General features: G+C 72.8%; 13 protein-coding genes. 9 read left to right on the top strand and 4 right to left on the bottom strand.

Features of this window, described 5'->3' with window-relative positions:
* Window positions 1–687 precede the first annotated feature (687 nt).
* Complete coding sequence (gene gndA / locus B1H29_RS04235; RefSeq protein WP_055421039.1) at window positions 688–2,127, bottom strand: NADP-dependent phosphogluconate dehydrogenase; 1,440 nt, start codon at window positions 2,125–2,127, stop codon at window positions 688–690.
* A gap of 392 nt (window positions 2,128–2,519) precedes the next feature.
* Between gndA and B1H29_RS04230 the strand changes: the two genes are divergently transcribed.
* Entirely contained in the window at window positions 2,520–3,857 is a 1,338-nt protein-coding gene (locus tag B1H29_RS04230; RefSeq protein ID WP_055421040.1) for a transglycosylase family protein, read from the top strand.
* Here B1H29_RS04230 and B1H29_RS04225 read toward each other — a convergent pair.
* A complete protein-coding gene (locus B1H29_RS04225; protein WP_055421041.1) occupies window positions 3,847–5,091 on the bottom strand; it encodes a DMT family transporter in 1,245 nt (414 codons plus the stop codon). The genes B1H29_RS04230 and B1H29_RS04225 overlap by 11 nt on opposite strands.
* A gap of 239 nt (window positions 5,092–5,330) precedes the next feature.
* Between B1H29_RS04225 and B1H29_RS04220 the strand changes: the two genes are divergently transcribed.
* The 6 genes from B1H29_RS04220 (at window position 5,331) to B1H29_RS04190 (ending at window position 14,893) form a co-directional block, all read left to right on the top strand.
* Window positions 5,331–6,314 (top strand): ferric iron reductase, encoded by a 984-nt coding sequence (locus tag B1H29_RS04220; RefSeq protein ID WP_055421593.1) that lies wholly within the window; start codon window positions 5,331–5,333, stop codon window positions 6,312–6,314.
* A gap of 38 nt (window positions 6,315–6,352) precedes the next feature.
* Complete coding sequence (glgA, locus tag B1H29_RS04215; RefSeq protein ID WP_055421042.1) at window positions 6,353–7,567, top strand: glycogen synthase; 1,215 nt, start codon at window positions 6,353–6,355, stop codon at window positions 7,565–7,567.
* 11 nt (window positions 7,568–7,578) lie between these two features.
* A complete protein-coding gene (gene glgC, locus B1H29_RS04210; RefSeq protein ID WP_055421594.1) occupies window positions 7,579–8,799 on the top strand; it encodes a glucose-1-phosphate adenylyltransferase in 1,221 nt (406 codons plus the stop codon).
* A gap of 179 nt (window positions 8,800–8,978) precedes the next feature.
* Window positions 8,979–11,591: a glycoside hydrolase family 2 gene (locus tag B1H29_RS04205; protein WP_055421043.1), complete on the top strand. Its 2,613-nt coding sequence runs from the start codon at window positions 8,979–8,981 to the stop codon at window positions 11,589–11,591.
* 339 nt (window positions 11,592–11,930) lie between these two features.
* Complete coding sequence (locus tag B1H29_RS04195; RefSeq protein ID WP_055421595.1) at window positions 11,931–13,271, top strand: wax ester/triacylglycerol synthase family O-acyltransferase; 1,341 nt, start codon at window positions 11,931–11,933, stop codon at window positions 13,269–13,271.
* 104 nt (window positions 13,272–13,375) lie between these two features.
* Entirely contained in the window at window positions 13,376–14,893 is a 1,518-nt protein-coding gene (locus tag B1H29_RS04190; RefSeq protein WP_055421044.1) for an SDR family NAD(P)-dependent oxidoreductase, read from the top strand.
* A gap of 211 nt (window positions 14,894–15,104) precedes the next feature.
* Here B1H29_RS04190 and B1H29_RS04185 read toward each other — a convergent pair whose 3' ends face one another.
* The gene (locus B1H29_RS04185; RefSeq protein ID WP_055421045.1) at window positions 15,105–15,548 is read right to left on the bottom strand and encodes a hypothetical protein; all 444 of its coding nucleotides are present in this window, start codon (window positions 15,546–15,548) and stop codon (window positions 15,105–15,107) included.
* Between the two features lie 473 nt (window positions 15,549–16,021).
* Here B1H29_RS04185 and B1H29_RS04180 point away from each other — a divergent pair, with 473 nt between their 5' ends.
* Window positions 16,022–16,198 carry a hypothetical protein gene (locus B1H29_RS04180; RefSeq protein ID WP_079160006.1) on the top strand — a complete coding sequence of 59 codons (177 nt, stop codon included), beginning with the start codon at window positions 16,022–16,024 and terminating at the stop codon, window positions 16,196–16,198.
* Between the two features lie 55 nt (window positions 16,199–16,253).
* Window positions 16,254–16,736: a GNAT family N-acetyltransferase gene (locus tag B1H29_RS04175; RefSeq protein ID WP_055421046.1), complete on the top strand. Its 483-nt coding sequence runs from the start codon at window positions 16,254–16,256 to the stop codon at window positions 16,734–16,736.
* 7 nt (window positions 16,737–16,743) lie between these two features.
* Here the strand turns inward: B1H29_RS04175 and B1H29_RS04170 are convergent, their stop codons facing one another.
* The gene (locus tag B1H29_RS04170) at window positions 16,744–18,099 is read right to left on the bottom strand and encodes an amidase (protein ID WP_055421047.1); all 1,356 of its coding nucleotides are present in this window, start codon (window positions 18,097–18,099) and stop codon (window positions 16,744–16,746) included.
* Between the last annotated feature and the right edge of the window lie 7 nt (window positions 18,100–18,106).

The raw sequence follows: 18,106 nt of genomic DNA, 5'->3' as shown, positions 1-18,106 counted from the left end.
CTGCCTGCCGCTGCCTGCCGCTGCCTGCCGCTGCCTGCCGCTGCCTGCCGCTGCCTGCCGCTGCCTGCCGCTGCCTGTATCGGCGTCCGCCCAGCACCTCGAGGGCCGGTCGTCTGGGCCACCCGGGTCCGGCCGTTCGTGCGGGGGAGTGAGTGGGCAGGCGGCGGTCGGGTAGGCGGGGGACAAGTCCAGAGCCGATGTCGACCGACTGGCCGGAGGACAGCACCATGACGAACCCGTATCCGGATCCCGTTCCGCCCGGGCCCACTCCGGGGCCCACCCCCGGTCCGGACCCGGAGCCACAGCCCCACCCCGACCCGGTGCCGCCCCCGGGCCCCTCCCCGACGCCCCCGCCCGGCCCCGGTCCGGAACCGGCACCTCCGCCTCCCCCGGGCCCCGGCCCGGAACCCACACCCCAGCCCCCGGGTCCCGGCCCGCAGCCGACCCCGCCGCCCCCGCACCCGGGTCCCCCTGAGCCGTCCCCCTCGCCGATCCCGCCGGGACCCGAGCCGGTGCCCAACCCCGAACCGGGGCCACCGCTCACCTGAGCCGCGGGCAACGGGCCGCACAACCTGAGCCGCGGGCAACGGCCGCGCACCCGGGCAGGGCGCACCGCGACCGCTGGGGGCGTCGGCCGACCACACAGTCGTCCCTCGCCCCCACCCTGCCGTCACCCACCATGTACGGCTACGCGGTGACCTCGGACCGGTCCTGGCCCCACAGCGTGTGGAACGCACCGTCCCGGTCGGTCCGCCGGTACGTGTGCGCCCCGAAGAAGTCCCGCTGCCCCTGGGTCAGCGCGGCCGGCAGCCGCTCGGCGCGCAGGGCGTCGTAATAGGCGAGGGCGGCGGCGAAGCCGGGCGTCGGCACGCCCTGCCGGGTCGCGGCGATCAGGACCTCGCGCCAGTCGTCCTGCGCGTCGGCGATCTCCTGCGCGAACGTCTCGTCCGACAGCAGGCTCGGCAGATCCGGCCGGGCGCCGTACGCGGCGCGGATGCGGTCCAGGAAGGCCGCGCGGATGATGCAGCCGCCGCGCCAGATCGCGGAGACCGCCCCCAGGTCGATGTCCCAGCCGTACTCCTCGCTGCCCGCCGCCACCTCGTGGAAGCCCTGCGTGTACGACACGATCTTCGACGCGTACAGCGCCTGCTCCACCCGGTCGGCGAAGGCACCCGCCTCCGTCTCGCCCAGCGGCGACGCCTTCGGGCCGGCCAGGCCGCGCGACGCTTCCCGCAGCTCGGCGTGCCCGGACAGGGACCGGGCGAAGACCGCCTCCGCGATGCCGGACACCGGCACGCCCAGGTCCAGCGCGATCTGCACCGTCCAGCGGCCCGTGCCCTTCTGTTCCGCCTGGTCGACCACCACGTCCACGAACGGCCTGCCCGTAGCCGCGTCCACGTGCGACAGCACCTCGGCGGTGATCTCGATCAGGTACGAGTCCAGGCGGCCGGTGTTCCAGGTGCGGAAGATGTCCGCGATCTGCGCCGGTGAGTACCCGGCGACATCGCGCAGCAACTGGTACGCCTCGCCGATGAGCTGCATGTCGGCGTACTCGATGCCGTTGTGCACCATCTTCACGAAGTGCCCGGCGCCGTCGGGACCCACGTGCGTCACGCAGGGCGCCCCGTCCGCCGCCTTCGCGGAGATCTTCTCCAGCATCGGGCCGAGTGCGCCGTACGACTCCTTCGAACCGCCCGGCATGATGCTCGGGCCGTTGAGCGCGCCCTCCTCGCCGCCCGAGATGCCGGTGCCGACGAAGTGGATGCCCTGTTCGCGCAGTTCGCGTTCCCGGCGCCGGGTGTCCGCGAAGTGGGCGTTGCCCCCGTCGATGATCATGTCGCCGGGCTCCAGCAGCGGGGCGAACTCCCGGATCACCGCGTCGGTCGGGTCACCGGCCTTCACCATGATCACCAGACGCCGCGGCCGCTCCAGCGCCGCCACGAACTCCTTGGCGGTCTCGGTCGCGACGAAGTCGCCCTCGCTCCCGAACTCCTCCACCAGCGCGTGCGTGCGCGACGCGGTCCGGTTGTGTACCGCGACCGTGTAGCCGTTGCGGGCGAAGTTACGGGCGAGGTTGCGGCCCATGACCGCGAGACCCGTGACGCCGATCTGCGCTGTAGTGCTCATTGGGATGGCTCCTAGTGGCCTTGGTGTCTGTGGTGCCTTGTACCCGGGGTGCCCTGTGTCCCTGGTGTCCCTGGTGTTCTGTATCCGTCGTGCCGTCGTGCCGTCGTGCCGTCGTGCCGTCGTGCCGTCGTGCCGTCGTGCCGTCAGTATGGCCAGTCTCTCCGCTCGAACCATCCTGACGTGCCGGTACAGGGGTCGCACCTGCTCCTGGCCCGGCGGACTCCAGTACGCACGGGAGGGGCCCGGTGCCTCAGCGGGCCCGCGTCTCATCCGGCCAACGGCCACACCTTCTTGGCCACTTGGCGTGACCAACCGGCCGATTGCCGTCTTGTCATGGCCTGTTGCCGACCCTTACTTTTGCCACTCCTGACGCAATGTCGAGGGGGACCTCCATGGCCGTACGCGGCCGGCACCGCCGGTATCAGCCGAACAGGATCAACCGCGCCTCACTGACCGTCACCGCGGGCGGTGCGGGACTGGCGCTCCCGCTCATCGGTACCGGTACGGCGCACGCGGCCGACGTGGAGACCTGGGACAAGGTCGCCGCCTGCGAGTCCACCAACGACTGGGACATCAACACCGGCAACGGTTACTACGGCGGGTTGCAGTTCACCCAGTCCACCTGGGAGGCGTTCGGCGGCACGGAGTACGCCCCGCGCGCGGACCTGGCCACGAAGGACCAGCAGATCGCGATCGCCGAGAAGGTCCTCGACGGACAGGGACCCGGCGCCTGGCCGGCATGCTCGGAGCGTGCCGGACTGGCCCGGGGCGGCGGCGCTCCGGACATCCGTCCGGCCGGGGGAGCGGGGACCGGGAGGAGCCCGGAGAGGACCCCCGAGAAGTCGGCCGCCGGCAAGCCGGCCAAAGAGTCCTCCGCGAAGTCCGACTCGGTCAAGGACGTCCAGCCCCAGACCACCCCGCAGTCCCGGGCCGGCAAGGGCAGGATGTACACGGTGGTCACCGGCGACACCCTGTCCGGTATCGCCGACACCAAGCGGGTCCGCGGCGGCTGGCAGGGGCTGTACGACGCCAACCGCGACGCGATCGGTACGGACCCCGACCTGATCCTGCCGGGCCAGCGCCTGGCCCTGCGCGGCGACGGGACCGCGGCGTCCCGCACCGGGTCGAGGACGCCCGAGGGGTCCGAGGCGACGGCCACCGAGCAGCAGAAGCAGAAGCAGCAGAAGCAGCAGAAGCAGCAGAAGCAGAAGCAGCCGAAAAAGTCGGCCCCGGACAGCGGCAAGGACAAGCGGGACAAGCAGGACAAGCGGGGGGAGAGGGAGAAGGGCGAGAAGGCGAGCAAGGCCGACAAGGCCACCACCCGTCACGGCGTCGTCGCACCCGTCGACGCTCCCACCGGCACGCCCTACCATCAGGCGGGCTCCTCCTGGTCGAAGGGCTACCACACCGGCGTCGACTTCCCCGTCCCCACCGGTACCTCGGTCAAGTCGGTCGCGGAGGGCCGGGTCGTCAGCGCGGGCTGGGGCGGCTCCTACGGGTACCAGGTCGTCGTCCGGCACAGCGACGGCCGCTACTCCCAGTACGCGCACCTCTCGGCGATCTCGGTGAAGGACGGTCAGGCGGTGGGAGCCGGTCAGCGCATCGGCCGTTCGGGCTCCACCGGCAACAGCACGGGCCCGCATCTGCACTTCGAGGTGCGGACGGGGCCCGGTTTCGGTTCGGACGTCGACCCGGTGGCGTATCTGCGGGCCGGTGGCGTCAGGATCTGATCCGCACCCGGTTCCGGCTGAGAACGGGCGGCGGGACGAACGGACCGCCGTAGAAGGGGCCGTAGGAGAGCGGTACGTCGTCGCTCTCCGCCGGTTCCCGGTCCTCGTACCTCTCCTCGTACCTCTCCTCGGCGGGGACGGTGTCCGGGACCGCCGGTGACACAGGGGAGGGTACGAAGACCTTGTCGGACAGCGGGGCGACCCGCGTCCCGCCTCCGTCCCGAACGCCCCGGACGCCCCGAACACCCTCAATATCCCGAACACCCCGGGCACCGTGAACGCCTCGATCGCCCGGGGCTTCCCGTGCGTCCCGGACCAGCGCGTCCTCGACCGGCACCGCCCCGGTCCCGGCGGACACGACCGTCCTGGCACCCGCCGGGACGGTCACGGCCTCCTCGGCGGCCTCCCGGGCGATCCGTTCCGTCGTCAGCAGGATCAGTCCGCCCGCGGCAACCACACCGCAGCTCAGGGCGAGCGCGGTGCCCGTCGTCCCGTAGCGGAAGGTTTCGCCGAACATCGTGATGCCGACCACCGCGGCCACCACCGGGTTCACGACCGTCAGCGTGGCCAGTGGGGCCGCGAGGCCGGCACCCCGGTAGGAGGCCTGCGACAGCAGCATGCCGGCGGTGGCGAGTACGCCGATCACGGCCAGGGACGGCAGGTCGGCGGCCGACACCCCGCCGGTCCAGTCGACCGCGACCGTCTTGGTGAAGACCGAGGACATGCCGAAGGCTATGCCCGCCGCGGTCGCCAGCAGGATGCTGCGGACCGCCGGGTGCCGGTGCGCGGCGCGGCCGGCGATCATCAGCGCCACGACCACACCGCCGGTGACGGCGGCCGCCCCGACCCGCTGCGCCGTGTCCAGCGACTGCGAGCCGGACGCGCCGACCAGGGACAGCAGACCCGCGAGACCGATCGTCGCCATGAGCGCACCCCGCCAGGCCGCCGTGCCGGCCTTGCGGCCCACGAACACCGCCGCCATGGGCAGGGCGAACACGATGGTGAGCGCGCCCAGCGGCTGCACCAGGCTCAGCGGACCCAGGGCGAGGGCCACGACGTGCAGCAGGCCACCGAGCCCGTTGAGTCCGACCGCCGCCCACCAGCCGGGCCGGCGCAGCGGAGCGTACTGAGCACCCGGTGAGGACGCCGCGACCTGCTCCTGCACGATCGCTCCGCCCGCATACGCCACGGCGGAGACGAGCGACAGCAGCACGGACAACGCGAGGGCGCTCATCGGCTGCTCCTCTGCGGGGGGCGGGGGCCCTGGGCCCGGTGCGGCGAACGGTCGTCTTCCATGGACAACACGATGCCGTCTCAGGGTCTTCCCGTCGTCGTCCCTGAGCACTCATTGGGTCCTACTGCCGATGGAGTATGACGGCGGCGCCGTCCTCCCCAGGGTGGGTGCCGGAAGTACCGCGCCCCTGACCCACGCCCCTAAGGGCCTTGATACTACTGCTCCCCGTGGACCTCGACCTGGACTCCGACCCCGGCCTCGCCGCACTGCGCCCGCTCGGCGGTTTCTTCGTCCTGCGTGCCTCGCGGCCGTCGCCGCCCCTGGCGCTCCCCACCCTCGCACACGCCTACGCACCGGTGTACGGAGGAGTGGCGCCGGACGTTCACGCAGGGGCCGGAGAGGACCCGCTCGCCTTCCGCGTCGGCAAGGTCGCCGCCGTACTGCGCGCCCCCGAGATCCGCGTCGCCGCCTCCGTGGCCCACCAGGGGCTGGCGGCCCGTCTGTGGTCGGTGGCGCTCGGATGCGCCGTCCGCTACGGAGGCGTCCCCGACCTCGCCCCGCGACTGCTGCGCTGGGACCCCGACGCCGGCGCACCCGACGACCTGTGGCTCGCCGAGCTGCGCCCCCTGCCCGGCGACGTCGGGACCATCGGGGAAGCCGTGCTCCGCGGCCACCTGGCACCACTGACGGCCGCCCTGCACACCCGGTACCGCGTCGCGACCGGTCTGCTGTGGGGCAACGCCGCGTCCGCGCTGGCGGGCGCCGGCCGGGAACTGGAGCGCTGGGCCGGCCACCACGGCCGTGCCGACATCGCCGACCACGCCCGCTCGCTGACCACCGGCCTGCTCGACCACCCCCTGCTCACCGGAACCGGCACCTTCACCGGCACCCTCCCCGCAACCGGGCCCTTCCCCGCAACCGCAATCGAAACCGAAACCGCAACCGAAACCGCAACCGAAACCGCAACCGGAACCGAACCCGGCCCCGGCTGCGAATCCGACCCCGGCACCGAGCCCGGCCCCCTCCCCGCCTTCCGGCGCCGCAGTTGCTGCCTGTACTACCGGGTGCCCGGCTCAGGGATCTGCGGCGACTGCTGCTTCTCCCGGCCGCCGGGGTCCGCCCGGCCGCCGGGGTCCGCCCGGCCGCCGGGGCCTGCCCGGCCGGCGGCAGCTCCCCGGTCTCCGCGGTCCCGGCGCTCTTCCCCAGGCGCCCCGTCTGGGTGACCATGAGGGGACCAGCCGCCGAGCAGGGGAGGTTCCGGGTGCGTGTGGGACTGCTGACCCGGGAGTACCCGCCGGACGTGTACGGCGGCGCGGGCGTCCACGTGGAGTTTCTCGCCCGGGAGCTCGCCCGCCTCGTCGACCTGGACGTGCACTGCTGGGGCGAGGGCCGCACCGACGGCGTGCTGCGCCACCGTTCGTGGTCGGCGCTCGACGGTGCCAACGACGCGCTGCGCACCTTCTCCGTGGACCTCGCCATGGCCGCCGCTCTCGAAGGCCGTGAACTGGTCCACTCCCACACCTGGTACGCGGCCCTCGGCGGCCACGTCGCCAAGCTCCTGTACGGCGTCCCGCACGTGATGACCGCCCACTCCCTGGAGCCCCTGCGCCCCTGGAAGGCCGAGCAGCTCGGCGGCGGCTACGCCCTGTCCGGCTGGGCCGAGCGCACCGCCGCCGAGGCCGCCGACGCGGTGATCGCCGTGTCCGGCGCCATGCGCGACGATGTCCTCGCCTGCTACCCGGCGCTGGACGCCTCCCGGGTCCACGTCGTGCACAACGGCATCGACACCACCCTCTACCGGCCCGACCCCGGCACCGACGCGCTGGACCGGATCGGCCTGGACCGCTCCCGTCCGTACGTCCTGTTCGTCGGCCGCATCACCCGCCAGAAGGGCGTGCCGCACCTGCTGCGCGCGGTGCGGGACATCGACCCGGCCGCGCAGGTCGTGCTGTGCGCCGGCGCCCCGGACACCCCGGAGATCGACCAGGAGTTCCGCGACCTCTTCGCCGAGTTGAGCCGCGCCCGCGAGGGCGTGCACTGGATCCCGCGGATGCTGCCGCGCCCGGAGGTGATCCAGCTCCTGACCCACGCCGCGGTGTTCGTCTGCCCCTCGGTGTACGAGCCCCTCGGCATCGTCAACCTGGAGGCGATGGCCTGCGGCACGCCCGTGGTGGCCTCCCGCGTCGGAGGCATCCCCGAGGTCGTGGCGCACGGCGAAACGGGGGTACTCGTCCCCAGGACCGAGCACGGCGACGACGACGAGGACGACGACTTCGAGGCGGGTCTGGCCCGGGCGCTGGACGCCGTCCTCGGCGACCCGGAGACCGCCCGGCGGATGGGCGAGGCGGGCCGGGAGCGCGCGGTGGCGGAGTTCGGCTGGGACGCGGTCGCGCGTCGTACCGTCCGGCTCTACGAGGAGATCCTCGAGCAGGCTTGGGCGGCCCCGCCCAGGGGCGGCCGAGGGTGGACGAGGTGAGGGGAGCGGCCATGCGTCGTGGAGGTCCTTCGGTGCTCGGGATCGTGCTGGCGGGCGGAGAGGGCAAGCGCCTGATGCCCCTGACCGCGGACCGCGCCAAACCCGCGGTCACCTTCGGCGGCACGTACCGGCTGGTCGACTTCGTGCTGTCCAACCTGGTCAACGGCGACATCCTGCGGATCTGCGTGCTCACCCAGTACAAGTCGCACTCCCTGGACCGGCACATCACCACCACCTGGCGGATGTCCAGCCTGCTCGGCAACTACGTCACCCCCGTCCCGGCCCAGCAGCGCCTGGGACCGCGCTGGTACCTCGGCAGCGCCGACGCGATCCTCCAGTCCCTGAACCTGGTCCACGACGAACAGCCGGAGTACGTGGCGGTCTTCGGCGCCGACCACGTGTACCGGATGGACCCGCGCCAGATGCTCACCCAGCACATCGAGTCCGGTGCCGGCGTGACCGTGGCCGGTATCCGGGTCCCGCGCGCCGAGTCGCCGTCCTTCGGCGTGATCACGCCGGGTTCCGACGGCCAGACCGTCACCGGCTTCCTGGAGAAGCCCGCCGACCCTCCCGGGCTGGCCGACGACCCCGAGTGCGTCTTCGCCTCGATGGGCAACTACGTCTTCACCACCAAGGCCCTCATCGAGGCACTGCACCGGGACGCCGGGGACGAGAACTCCGTCCACGACATGGGCGGCTCGATCCTGCCCCAGCTCACCGACCGGGGCGAGGCCGCGCTGTACGACTTCAGCGCCAACCACGTGCCGGGGGAGACGACCCGGGACCAGGGCTACTGGCGGGACGTCGGCACCCTCGACGCCTACTACGACGCCCACATGGACCTGATCGCCGAGCGGCCCGCGTTCAACCTCTACAACCGTGACTGGCCGGTCTACACCCACTCCACCCAGCTCTCGCCCGCCCGTTTCAACGCCGGGGGCATCGCCGGCGAGTCGATCATCAGCGCGGGCTGCCTGATCCGCGGGCAGGTCACCCGGTCCGTGCTCTCGCCGGGCGTGGTGGTCGACCCGGGAGCCGTCGTCCAGGGCTCGGTGCTGCACGACAACGTGCGCATCGGCCGCGGCGCGATCGTGCGCGGGGCGGTGCTGGACAAGAACGTCGACGTGCCGCCGGGCGCGACGATCGGCGTCAACCCGGAGCGGGACGCCGAGCTGTACACCGTCTCCCAGGGCGGCGTGATCGCGTTGGGCAAGGGACAGCGGGTGCCCTGACGGGCGGGTGACGGCCCCGGCCGGCGCGATCCCCGGGCTGCCCCCCGGGGGCCGTTGTCATGTCCCTGGACGCGAAGCGGAATCCGTGTTGTCATGCCTCTGCACATCTGCTGTTACATCGATGTATGACATCGATGTCCTGAGCCATCAGCCACCACCCGTTCTCGAGGAGAGGGTCAGTGCGCACCAAACGACTCAGAGACCGACTGGCACTACTGCTCGCCGCCGCGCTCGGCGTCGCCGGACTCGCCGCCGTGCCCCACGCGAACGCGGCCGACGACGCGGCCGCGGAGATCCACGGCCTGAAGGGCGAGTACTACACCCAGTCCGCTCCCGGCACCTTCGACTTCCACGAACTCAAGGCCACCGGCTTCGACCCGCAGGTCGACTTCAACACCCTGGAGCCGCGGCTGGACTTCGCCACCGGGCAGTCGGACGACGTCAGCGTCCGCTGGACCGGCAAGGTGGTGCCGGAGAAGACCGGCGCCCACACCTTCTCGATCATCGGCGACAACGGCTTCCGCCTCTGGATCGGCGGACAGCTCGCCATCGACCACTGGGTCGACGACTGGGACCGCGAGCAGACCGCCCGGCCCATCGAGCTGACGGCCGGCCAGTCCTACGACATCAAGCTCGAGTACTTCGAGCACTACGGAGGCTCCAACCTCCACCTGCGCTGGACCGAGCCCGGCGGCAGCAAGGAGCCCGTCCCGCAGTCGGCGTTCCGCCTGCCCGACGGCTTCGACTACAACGGCGCGACGGCGACCGCCGTCCAGTCCACCGGCCGCGCCCTCAAGCTCGACTTCGCGAGCCCCCTCGCCGCGGCCCCGGCCGGCCTCACCGACCACCTCGAAGCGGTGATCGGCGGCGCCAAGTGGCCCCTGGGCGAGGCCGAGGTCGACCCCGCCGACCCGACCGCCCTCCTCGTCGCCCTCGACCAGCCCGTCGTCGGCAACAAGAACGGCGACGCGCCCGGCACCGCAGACGTCCGCTACGACGGGGAAGGGGGCCTCACCGACACCGAAGGCAACGTTGTCAAGGCCTTCTGGAGCAGCGGCGGCAACCAGTCCACCTACGAGCTGCGCACCGACTGGGCCGACGAGGTCGGCCCGGACAACGCCCACCCGGAGTACCCGCGCCCCCAGTTGACGCGTGACGCCTGGCGGAACCTGAACGGCCGCTGGCAGTTCGCCGCCGCCGAGGCGGGGGAGCAGCCGCCGGTGGGCGAGAACCTCAAGGAGCGCATCCTCGTCCCGTACCCGGTGGAGTCCCAGCTCTCCGGCATCCAGCGGCACGAGGACCGCATGTGGTACCGCCGCACCTTCACGGTCCCCGCGGGCTGGCACATCGGCCACGGCCAGCGGCTGAAGCTCAACTTCGGCGCCGTCGACTGGCAGTCCGAGGTGTACGTCAACGGCACCAGGGTCGCCGAGCACAAGGGCGGTTACGACAAGTTCAGCGCCGACGTCACCGACGCGCTGAAGCCGGGCCGCACCCAGGAGCTGATCGTCGGCGTCTACGACCCGACCAACGCGGCGAACGGCGAGAACCCGCCGATCGGCAAGCAGAGCCTGGACCCGAGCGGCATCTGGTACACGCCCAGCTCCGGCATCTGGCAGACGGTCTGGATGGAGCCGGTCGCCCGGGACCACGTCGACTCGCTGAAGCTGACCCCGGACGTCGACGCGGGGACCCTGACCGTCGAGCCGAAGGGCGTGCGCGACGGCGTACGGGTCAGGGCGACGGCGTACGAGGGGCACCGCAGGGTCGCCACCGTGAGCGGCCGCACCGGCGAACCGCTGACGCTCAGGATCCACGACCCGCGCCTGTGGTCGCCGGACGACCCCTTCCTGTACGACCTCGAGGTGACCGTCGGACGCGACCGCGTCGACAGCTACTTCGGAATGCGCTCCATCGCCGTCGAGAAGGTGAACGGCGTGCCGCGCACGATCCTCAACGGCGAACCGGTCTTCATGATGGCCACCCTCGACCAGGGCTTCTGGCCGGACGGCCTGCACACGGCACCGACCGACGAGGCCCTCGCGCACGACCTGAAGCTGCACAAGCAGCTCGGCTTCAACTCCGTGCGCAAGCACATCAAGGTCGAGCCGGACCGCTGGTTCTACTGGGCCGACAAGCTGGGCCTGCTGGTGTGGCAGGACATGCCGTCGACGACCCCGGGGGTGAACCCGGACGCCGCCTCCCGGGCCCAGTTCGAGCGCGAGATGAAGGAGATGATCGACGAGCACATCAGCCATCCGTCGATCATCATGTGGGTCACCTTCAACGAGGGCTGGGGCCAGTACGACATCAAGCGCGTCGCCGAGCAGGCCAAGGCCTGGGACCCGACCCGCCTCGTCAACAACCAGTCGGGCCTGAACCTCGGTGCCGACGGCGGCGCCGGCGACATCATGGACGAGCACGGTTATCCGAGCCCCGCCCTGCCGCCCTCCCCGGACGGTGAACGCGCCCTGGTCACCGGCGAGTACGGCGGCCTCGGTCTCGCGGTGCCCGGACACGCCTGGTCCGTGCAGCAGTCGTACGTCGACGTCGACCCCCAGACGTACACCGACGACTACCTCACCAAGCTCGACGAGGTGCGCGCCCTGGTCTGCCGGGGCAGCAACGGCGCCGTCTACACCCAGATCTCGGACGTCGAGGGCGAGCTGAACGGACTGACGACCTACGACCGCAAGGTCCTCAAGCCGGACGTCGAGCGGGTGAAGGCCGCCCACGAGGCCCTGATCCACGACGCGTCCCAGCCCACCCCCGCGGGATGCCCGACCGCCTGACCCGGCGCCCGGGCCTGTGCGTGGCCGGGGTGGTGGCGGCGTCCGCGCGCTGTTCACCGCTCCGGCGGCGCGGACCGCACGGCCGGCCGCCTTCGACGTCGGCGAGACACGGTCGGCCCGCAGCCGTCCGGGTGGGGTACCTCGGCCGAGGCGACCCCGCCACCGCCGACCTGAGCACAGGCGCCCCATGAGTCCCTGGAGTCCCGCCCCCTCGCCGGGGGCGGGACATCAATGCGCAGTTAACTGTGCGTAGCTTGATCGTGCTTGACCGTAATCGGCGGAAGGCGATTGACTGCTTGTCCACCCGTCGTCCGCGTGTCGTCCCTGCGAGGCAAGCCCTTGACTCCCGATCCGCTCGCTCCTCTCGACCTGGCGTTCTGGAACATCGAGTCCGCCGAGCACCCCATGCATCTCGGCGCGCTCGGGGTCTTCCCGGCGGACTCGCCCACCGCGGCCGCCCATGCGGCGGACCTGCTCGCCGCCCGCGCGCCCGCGGTGCCCGGACTGCGGATGCGGATCCGGGACACCTGGCAGCCGCCGCTCGCCCTGCGGCGGCCGTTCGCGTTCGGCGGCGCGACCCGTGAGCCCGACCCCGGCTTCGACCCGCTCGACCACGTCCGGCTGCACGCGCCGACGACGGACTTCCACGCGCGGGCGGGCCACCTCATGGGGCGCCCGCTGGGGCGCGGCCGGCCGCCGTGGGAGGCGCATGTGCTGCCGGGTGCGGACGGTGGCGCTTTCGCCGTGCTCTTCAAGTTCCACCACGCCCTCGCCGACGGACTGCGAGCCCTGACCCTCGCCGCGGGGGTCCTCGACCCGATGGACCTCCCCGCGCCCCGGCCCCGCCCCGGTCCGCCCCCGCGCGCTCTCCTGCCGGACGTGCGCGGACTGCCGGAGAGGGTGCGCGGCGCCCTGTCCGACGCGGGCCGCGCCCTCGACATCGGCGCCGCCGCGGCCCTGTCCATCCTCGACGTGCGTTCCTCGGCCGCGCTGACCGCGGAGTCCTCCGGTACCCGCCGCACCGCGGGCGTCGCCGTCGACCTCGACGACGTGCACCGCGTACGCAAGACCGTCGGCGGCACCGTCAACGACGTCCTGATCGCCGTCGTCGCCGGCGCCCTGCGTCGCTGGCTGGACGAGCGCGGCGACGGCAGCGAGGGCGTCGCGCCGCGTGCGCTGATCCCCGTCTCCAAGCGCCGCCCGCGCACCGCCCAGCCCCAGGGCAACCGGCTCTCCGGTTACCTGATACGGCTTCCCGTCGGCGACCCCGACCCGCTGTCCCGCCTCGGCGCGGTCCGCGCCGCCATGGACCGCAACAAGGACGCGGGGCCCGGCCGGGGCGCCGGCGCCGTCGCCCTGCTCGCCGATCACGTCCCGGCGCTCGGCCACCGGCTCGGCGGGCCGCTGGTCGGGCAGGCGGCCCGGCTGTGGTTCGACATCCTGGTCACCAGCGTCCCCCTGCCCAGCCTCGGCCTGCGGCTCGGCGGCCACCCGCTCACCGAGGTCTACCCGCTGGCGCCGCTGGCCCGCGGCCACTCCCTGGCGGTGGCCGTCTCGACGTACCGGGGGAAGGTCCACTACGGCTTGGTCGCCGACGGGAAGGCGGTGCCGGACCTCGACCGGTTCGCGCTGGCGTTGTCGGAGGAGGTGGAGACATTGCTCACCGCCTGCGGTCCCTGAGGGGGACGGGTTTGGCTCCGTGCCCCGGCGCTGAATAAAATCCGCTGTTCGAAAGCGGACGCGTCTCGGAGCGCCGCGACGGTGACCAGGGAACGGCAGCGGCGATGACGGTGACACAGGACGGTTCGGCGACCACGGACGAGGTGGTGTACGAGTCCGGTGACGAGGCGGGGTACGGCCCCGGTATCGACCCGGAGCGGCTCGCCGTCTGCCTGAGCGTGCTGGCGGAACTCGACGGCCTCGACGTCGACCACCCGGACGCGGTCCGGGTCCGCCGGGCCACGTCGCACATCTACCGCATGGTCAAGCAGCGCCGCCGCCAGGAGCGCCGGGCCGCCAAGACCGCCCACGACAAACTGGTGACCGAGGCCACCGCCACCGGGTCCGCCGAGCGCATCGACGACGAGACCGAAGGCATCCTGCCCTCCTCCCGCACCGAGGAGGGCAGCATCGCCGGAATACTGCAGCGCCCCCGCTCCTGCTACATCTGCAAGCAGCGGTACGTCGAGGTCGACTACTTCTACCACCAGCTCTGCCAGAGCTGCGCCGCCGAGAACCGGGCGCGCCGCGACGCCCGCGCCGACCTCACCGGCAAGCGCGCGCTGCTTACCGGCGGCCGGGCCAAGATCGGCATGTACATCGCGCTGCGGCTGCTGCGCGACGGCGCGCACACCACGATCACGACCCGCTTCCCCAAGGACGCCATCCGCCGCTTCAAGGCCATGGACGACTCCGCGGACTGGATCCACCGCCTGGAGGTCGTCGGCATCGACCTGCGCGATCCCGCCCAGGCCGTGGCCCTGGCCGACCAGGTCACCGAGCGGGGCCCGCTCGACATCCTGATCAACAACGCCACCCAGACCGTGCGCCGGCTGCCCTCCGCGTACGCCGCGCTCGTCGAGGGAGAGAGCGCCCCGCTGCCGGCCGGCGAGCTGCCCGCCCACCACGTCATCGGCGCCTTCAACTCGGGTGCGGTGGACGGACTTGCCGCGCTGCCCGTCGGGGCCACGGGGCTCGACGCGCAGCAGGTGGCCGACCTCGCGCTGGTCGCCGGCAACGCCAGCGTGGTCCGGCACCGCGAGGGCACCGCCATCGACGCGGGCGGTCTGGTCCCCGACGTCGTCGACACCAACACCTGGGTCCAGACCATCGAGCAGATCTCCCCGGTGGAACTGCTCGAGACCCAGTTGTGCAACTACACGTCGCCGTTCATCCTCATCAGCGCGCTGCGGCCGGCGATGGCCGAGGCCGCGCGCAGGGCGTCCGCGGGGCGTGCCTACGTCGTCAACGTCTCGGCGATGGAGGGCGTGTTCGCCCGCGGCTACAAGGGCGCCGGCCACCCGAACACCAACGCGGCCAAGGCCGCCATGAACATGGTGACGCGGACCAGCGCCCAGGAGATGTTCGACACCGACGGCATCCTGATGACCTCGGTCGACACCGGCTGGATCACCGACGAGCGTCCCCACTACGACAAGCTGCGGCTGGCCGACGCCGGCTTCCACGCCCCGCTCGACCTGGTCGACGGCGCAGCCCGCGTCTACGACCCGATCGTGCGCGGCGAGGCGGGCGAGGACCTGTACGGCGTCTTCCTCAAGGACTACGCGCCCGGCAAGTGGTGAGAGCGGCGCCGGGCCAACGGCGTGAATTCCCTGGCCCGTTCGCCCGGCTCCCGGTTACCGTGCGGGCGAGCGCCGGTGTGCCCGGTGCGCCGGTCACGCGTACTTCGTGGTTCGATCCCATACAGGCCCGCCCGGGGGCCTGCCGCCCGTCGGGGGCACCGCGCGGCCTCCTGGACCTCGGGCACACCTCGCGCACCGTCCGCCGGGCGCCTCAGTCGACGGCGCCGAGCCGCGAGTTCCGCGCCGCCGTCAGTTCCAGCACCGTGCGCCAGTCCTCGAGGACCCCGGCGTCGAAGGCGGTGGTACGGGCCTCCTCGTCCGCCTGGCGCAGGCTGACCAGGTCGTCGTCGTGCGCCCAGGCCTCCGGGTGGGAGTGGCGCAGCAGCAGGCGGGCGACCCGCGCACCGAGCAGTGGCCGCACCGCGTCGGCGGTCCGGACCGCCGGGTTGCCGGGCCACAGCAGGCGGCCCACGGGCGACACCAGGCCGGCGACCTGGAGCTCCTTGTCGGCGGGGCGGCGCCGGCGCAGCAGCGCGGCGGTCCGCAGCGCGTGCCCGTGCAGGTCCACGGGTCCGCCGCCGCGCTCGGCGGCGGACCGTTCGCCCCGGCAGGCGTACAGCAGGTCCATCAGCTCCTCGACGCTGCGCAGTTCCATGCCTCGGTCCTCCCACGAGACAGCCGTTGCCGACCGGCAGCAGACCATGGCGAGCTTGCGCCGCAGCCAACGGCAACTTAACTGCGTGACCCGGCGCCGCCGACCATCGAAGGTACGGTCGGCGATGTGGGCCGAATGGGTGAGTTGCGCACGGTACGGAAGTGGGCGAACCCGGGCAGGCTGGGGCCAACTGCGCGCGGAACGAAGGGCAATGGTTCCCCCATGTTTCGAGCCCCATAGAGCGCACCCCCGCTCATTTGGTTAATCTGGAGCGGACGGGCGGCAGTACAGGGCACCACCCACACCCGGAGTCCGTCATGGGACAAGCCGGTTCACAACGGCCTGCTCTCGCACGAGTGACCGGCGCCACCGCGTCCGAACTGCATTCGACTCACACCCGAGCGGGCGCCAGGTGCCGCACAGGAGACTGGCCGGCAGGCCCCGAGGGTGACCCGACACATAAGGAGTGCGCGGTGACACCGGAGACGACGACGAATCCAGACCAACGCCCCGAGGAACGCACCAAGCGTGCGGACCGCCGGCCCGGAGAGATCGGCAGCCTCGACGTGTGGGCCCGGTCCGCCCCCATCCGTCTCGCGGGCTACGAGGAGGACCTCGCCGAGCCCCACATCCTGCCCAGCGTGGACTGACCCGCGGCGCCACCCGAGGAACCGCCGGACGCATGGGCGTGCGAGACTCACGCCCATGCTGATCAGGGAAGCGACGGCCGGTGACTGGCCGCACATCTGGCCCTTCTGGCACCGCATCGTCGCGGCCGGCGAGACCTACGCCTGGGACCCGGACACGTCCGAGGAGGACGCCCGGGCCCTGTGGATGAACCCCGCCAAACGCGTCTACGTCACCGAGGACGACACCGGCGCCGTCGTCGCCTCCGCCTACGTCACCCCCAACTACGGCGGCCCCGCCGCCCGCATCGCCAACGCTGGATTCATGGTCGACCCCGACCGGGCGGGCCGCGGCACCGGCCGCGCCCTAGCCGAACACGTACTGGCCGCCGCCAGGGCCGACGGATACCGGGGCATGGTCTTCAACGCCGTCGTCGAGACCAACCCGGCCGTGCGGCTCTGGACCTCCCTCGGCTTCACGATCCTGGGTACGGTGCCGGACGCCTTCGACCACCCGCGGCACGGGCGGGTCGGCCTGCACGTCATGTACCGCGCCCTGTAGGCGTCGTTCAGAGCGCCGGGGCCGTCCGCCGCCAGGGACGCAGTGCCTCGATCCGGCCCGCCACTTCCAGCAGGGCCGTCTCCGACCCGGGCAGCCCGACCAGTTGTACGGCACAGGGGGCGCCCGAGGGCAGCGTGCCGAACGGCACCGTCATCGCGGGCCAGCCGGTCAGGTTCCAGGGCGGCGTGAAGGGCGAGTACGCGGAGTTGGCCGCGACGTTCCGCAGCCAGCCCCGCTCGTGCCAGGGCCCCGCCACGGGGGAGCGGCGGGCCAGCGCCGGGGTCAGCAGGACGTCGTGCTCGGCGAAGAACGGCTCCAGGTGCTCGCGCAGCCCGTTTCGGCCCTCGCCGGTGGCCACCGTGCGCACGAAACGCCGCCCCAGGGCCGCGTGCACCCGGGTCCGCCCGGCCAGCAGCCGCCGGTCCAGTTCCCGCGCGTCCACGGACGTGGCGGCCGTCCAGTGGGTCAGGGCGGTCAGGCCCAGCGACGCCGGGTAGGGCGGGTCCGCCCGCCGCACCTGGTGCCCCGCCTTCATCAGCACCCCGGCCGCCTCGCGGACGGCGCCCGCGTACGGGCGGGATACGGTGACGCCGGCCAGGGGGCTGCGCAGGGAGGCGGCGACGCGGAGGACACCGGAGTCCTCGCGGCGCGGCGGCTCGCCGTCCACGAGGCCGTCCGCCAGGACCGCGAGCATCAGGCGGGCGTCCTCGACCGTCGTGGCCAGCGGCCCGTTCTCGGACATGCCGAACCAGTCGCCGTCGCCCAGGCCGGCCGGCACCACCCCGTGGCCCGGCTTGATGGTGACCAGACCGCAGTTGGCCGCCGGTATGCGCAGCGAGCCCATGCCGTCGTTGCCGAGTGCGACCGGCGCCATCCCGGCGGCGACCGCGGCCGCGCTGCCGCCCGACGAACCACCCGCCGAGCGGGTCGGGTCCCACGGATTGCGGGCGGTGCCGTGCACGCCCTCGGTGGTGCCGAACACGCACAGCTCGGGCACGTTCGTCAGCCCCACCACGACCGCGCCGGCCGCCCGCAGCCGGGCCACGGTGACGTGGTCGTCCCCGGCGGGCGTGTCCGGCGTCGCGGCGGAGCCGTTGCGCGTGGACTCACCGCGCACCGGCAGGTTGTCCTTGACCGCCACCGGCACGCCGGCCAAGGGCAGTTCGCCCAGATCAGCCCGGGCGCCGACCTCCTCGGCCTCGGCGAGCGCCGCCTCGGCGCGCACCTCGCGGAAGGCGCCGACGCGGCCGTCGAGCCGCTCTATGCGGTTCAGGTGGTCCGCCACCACCTCTCGGGGCGTGGCCCGCTTCTCGCGTACGGCGGCGGCGATCTCGACGGCGGTGCGGCCGGCCCAGTCGGTCACGGGAGGC

The organism is Streptomyces pactum, assembly GCF_002005225.1.
Taxonomy (GTDB): domain Bacteria; phylum Actinomycetota; class Actinomycetes; order Streptomycetales; family Streptomycetaceae; genus Streptomyces; species Streptomyces pactum_A.
Note: the sequence above shows the minus strand (reverse complement) of the source record. Positions and strands in the feature narration are given on the sequence as shown.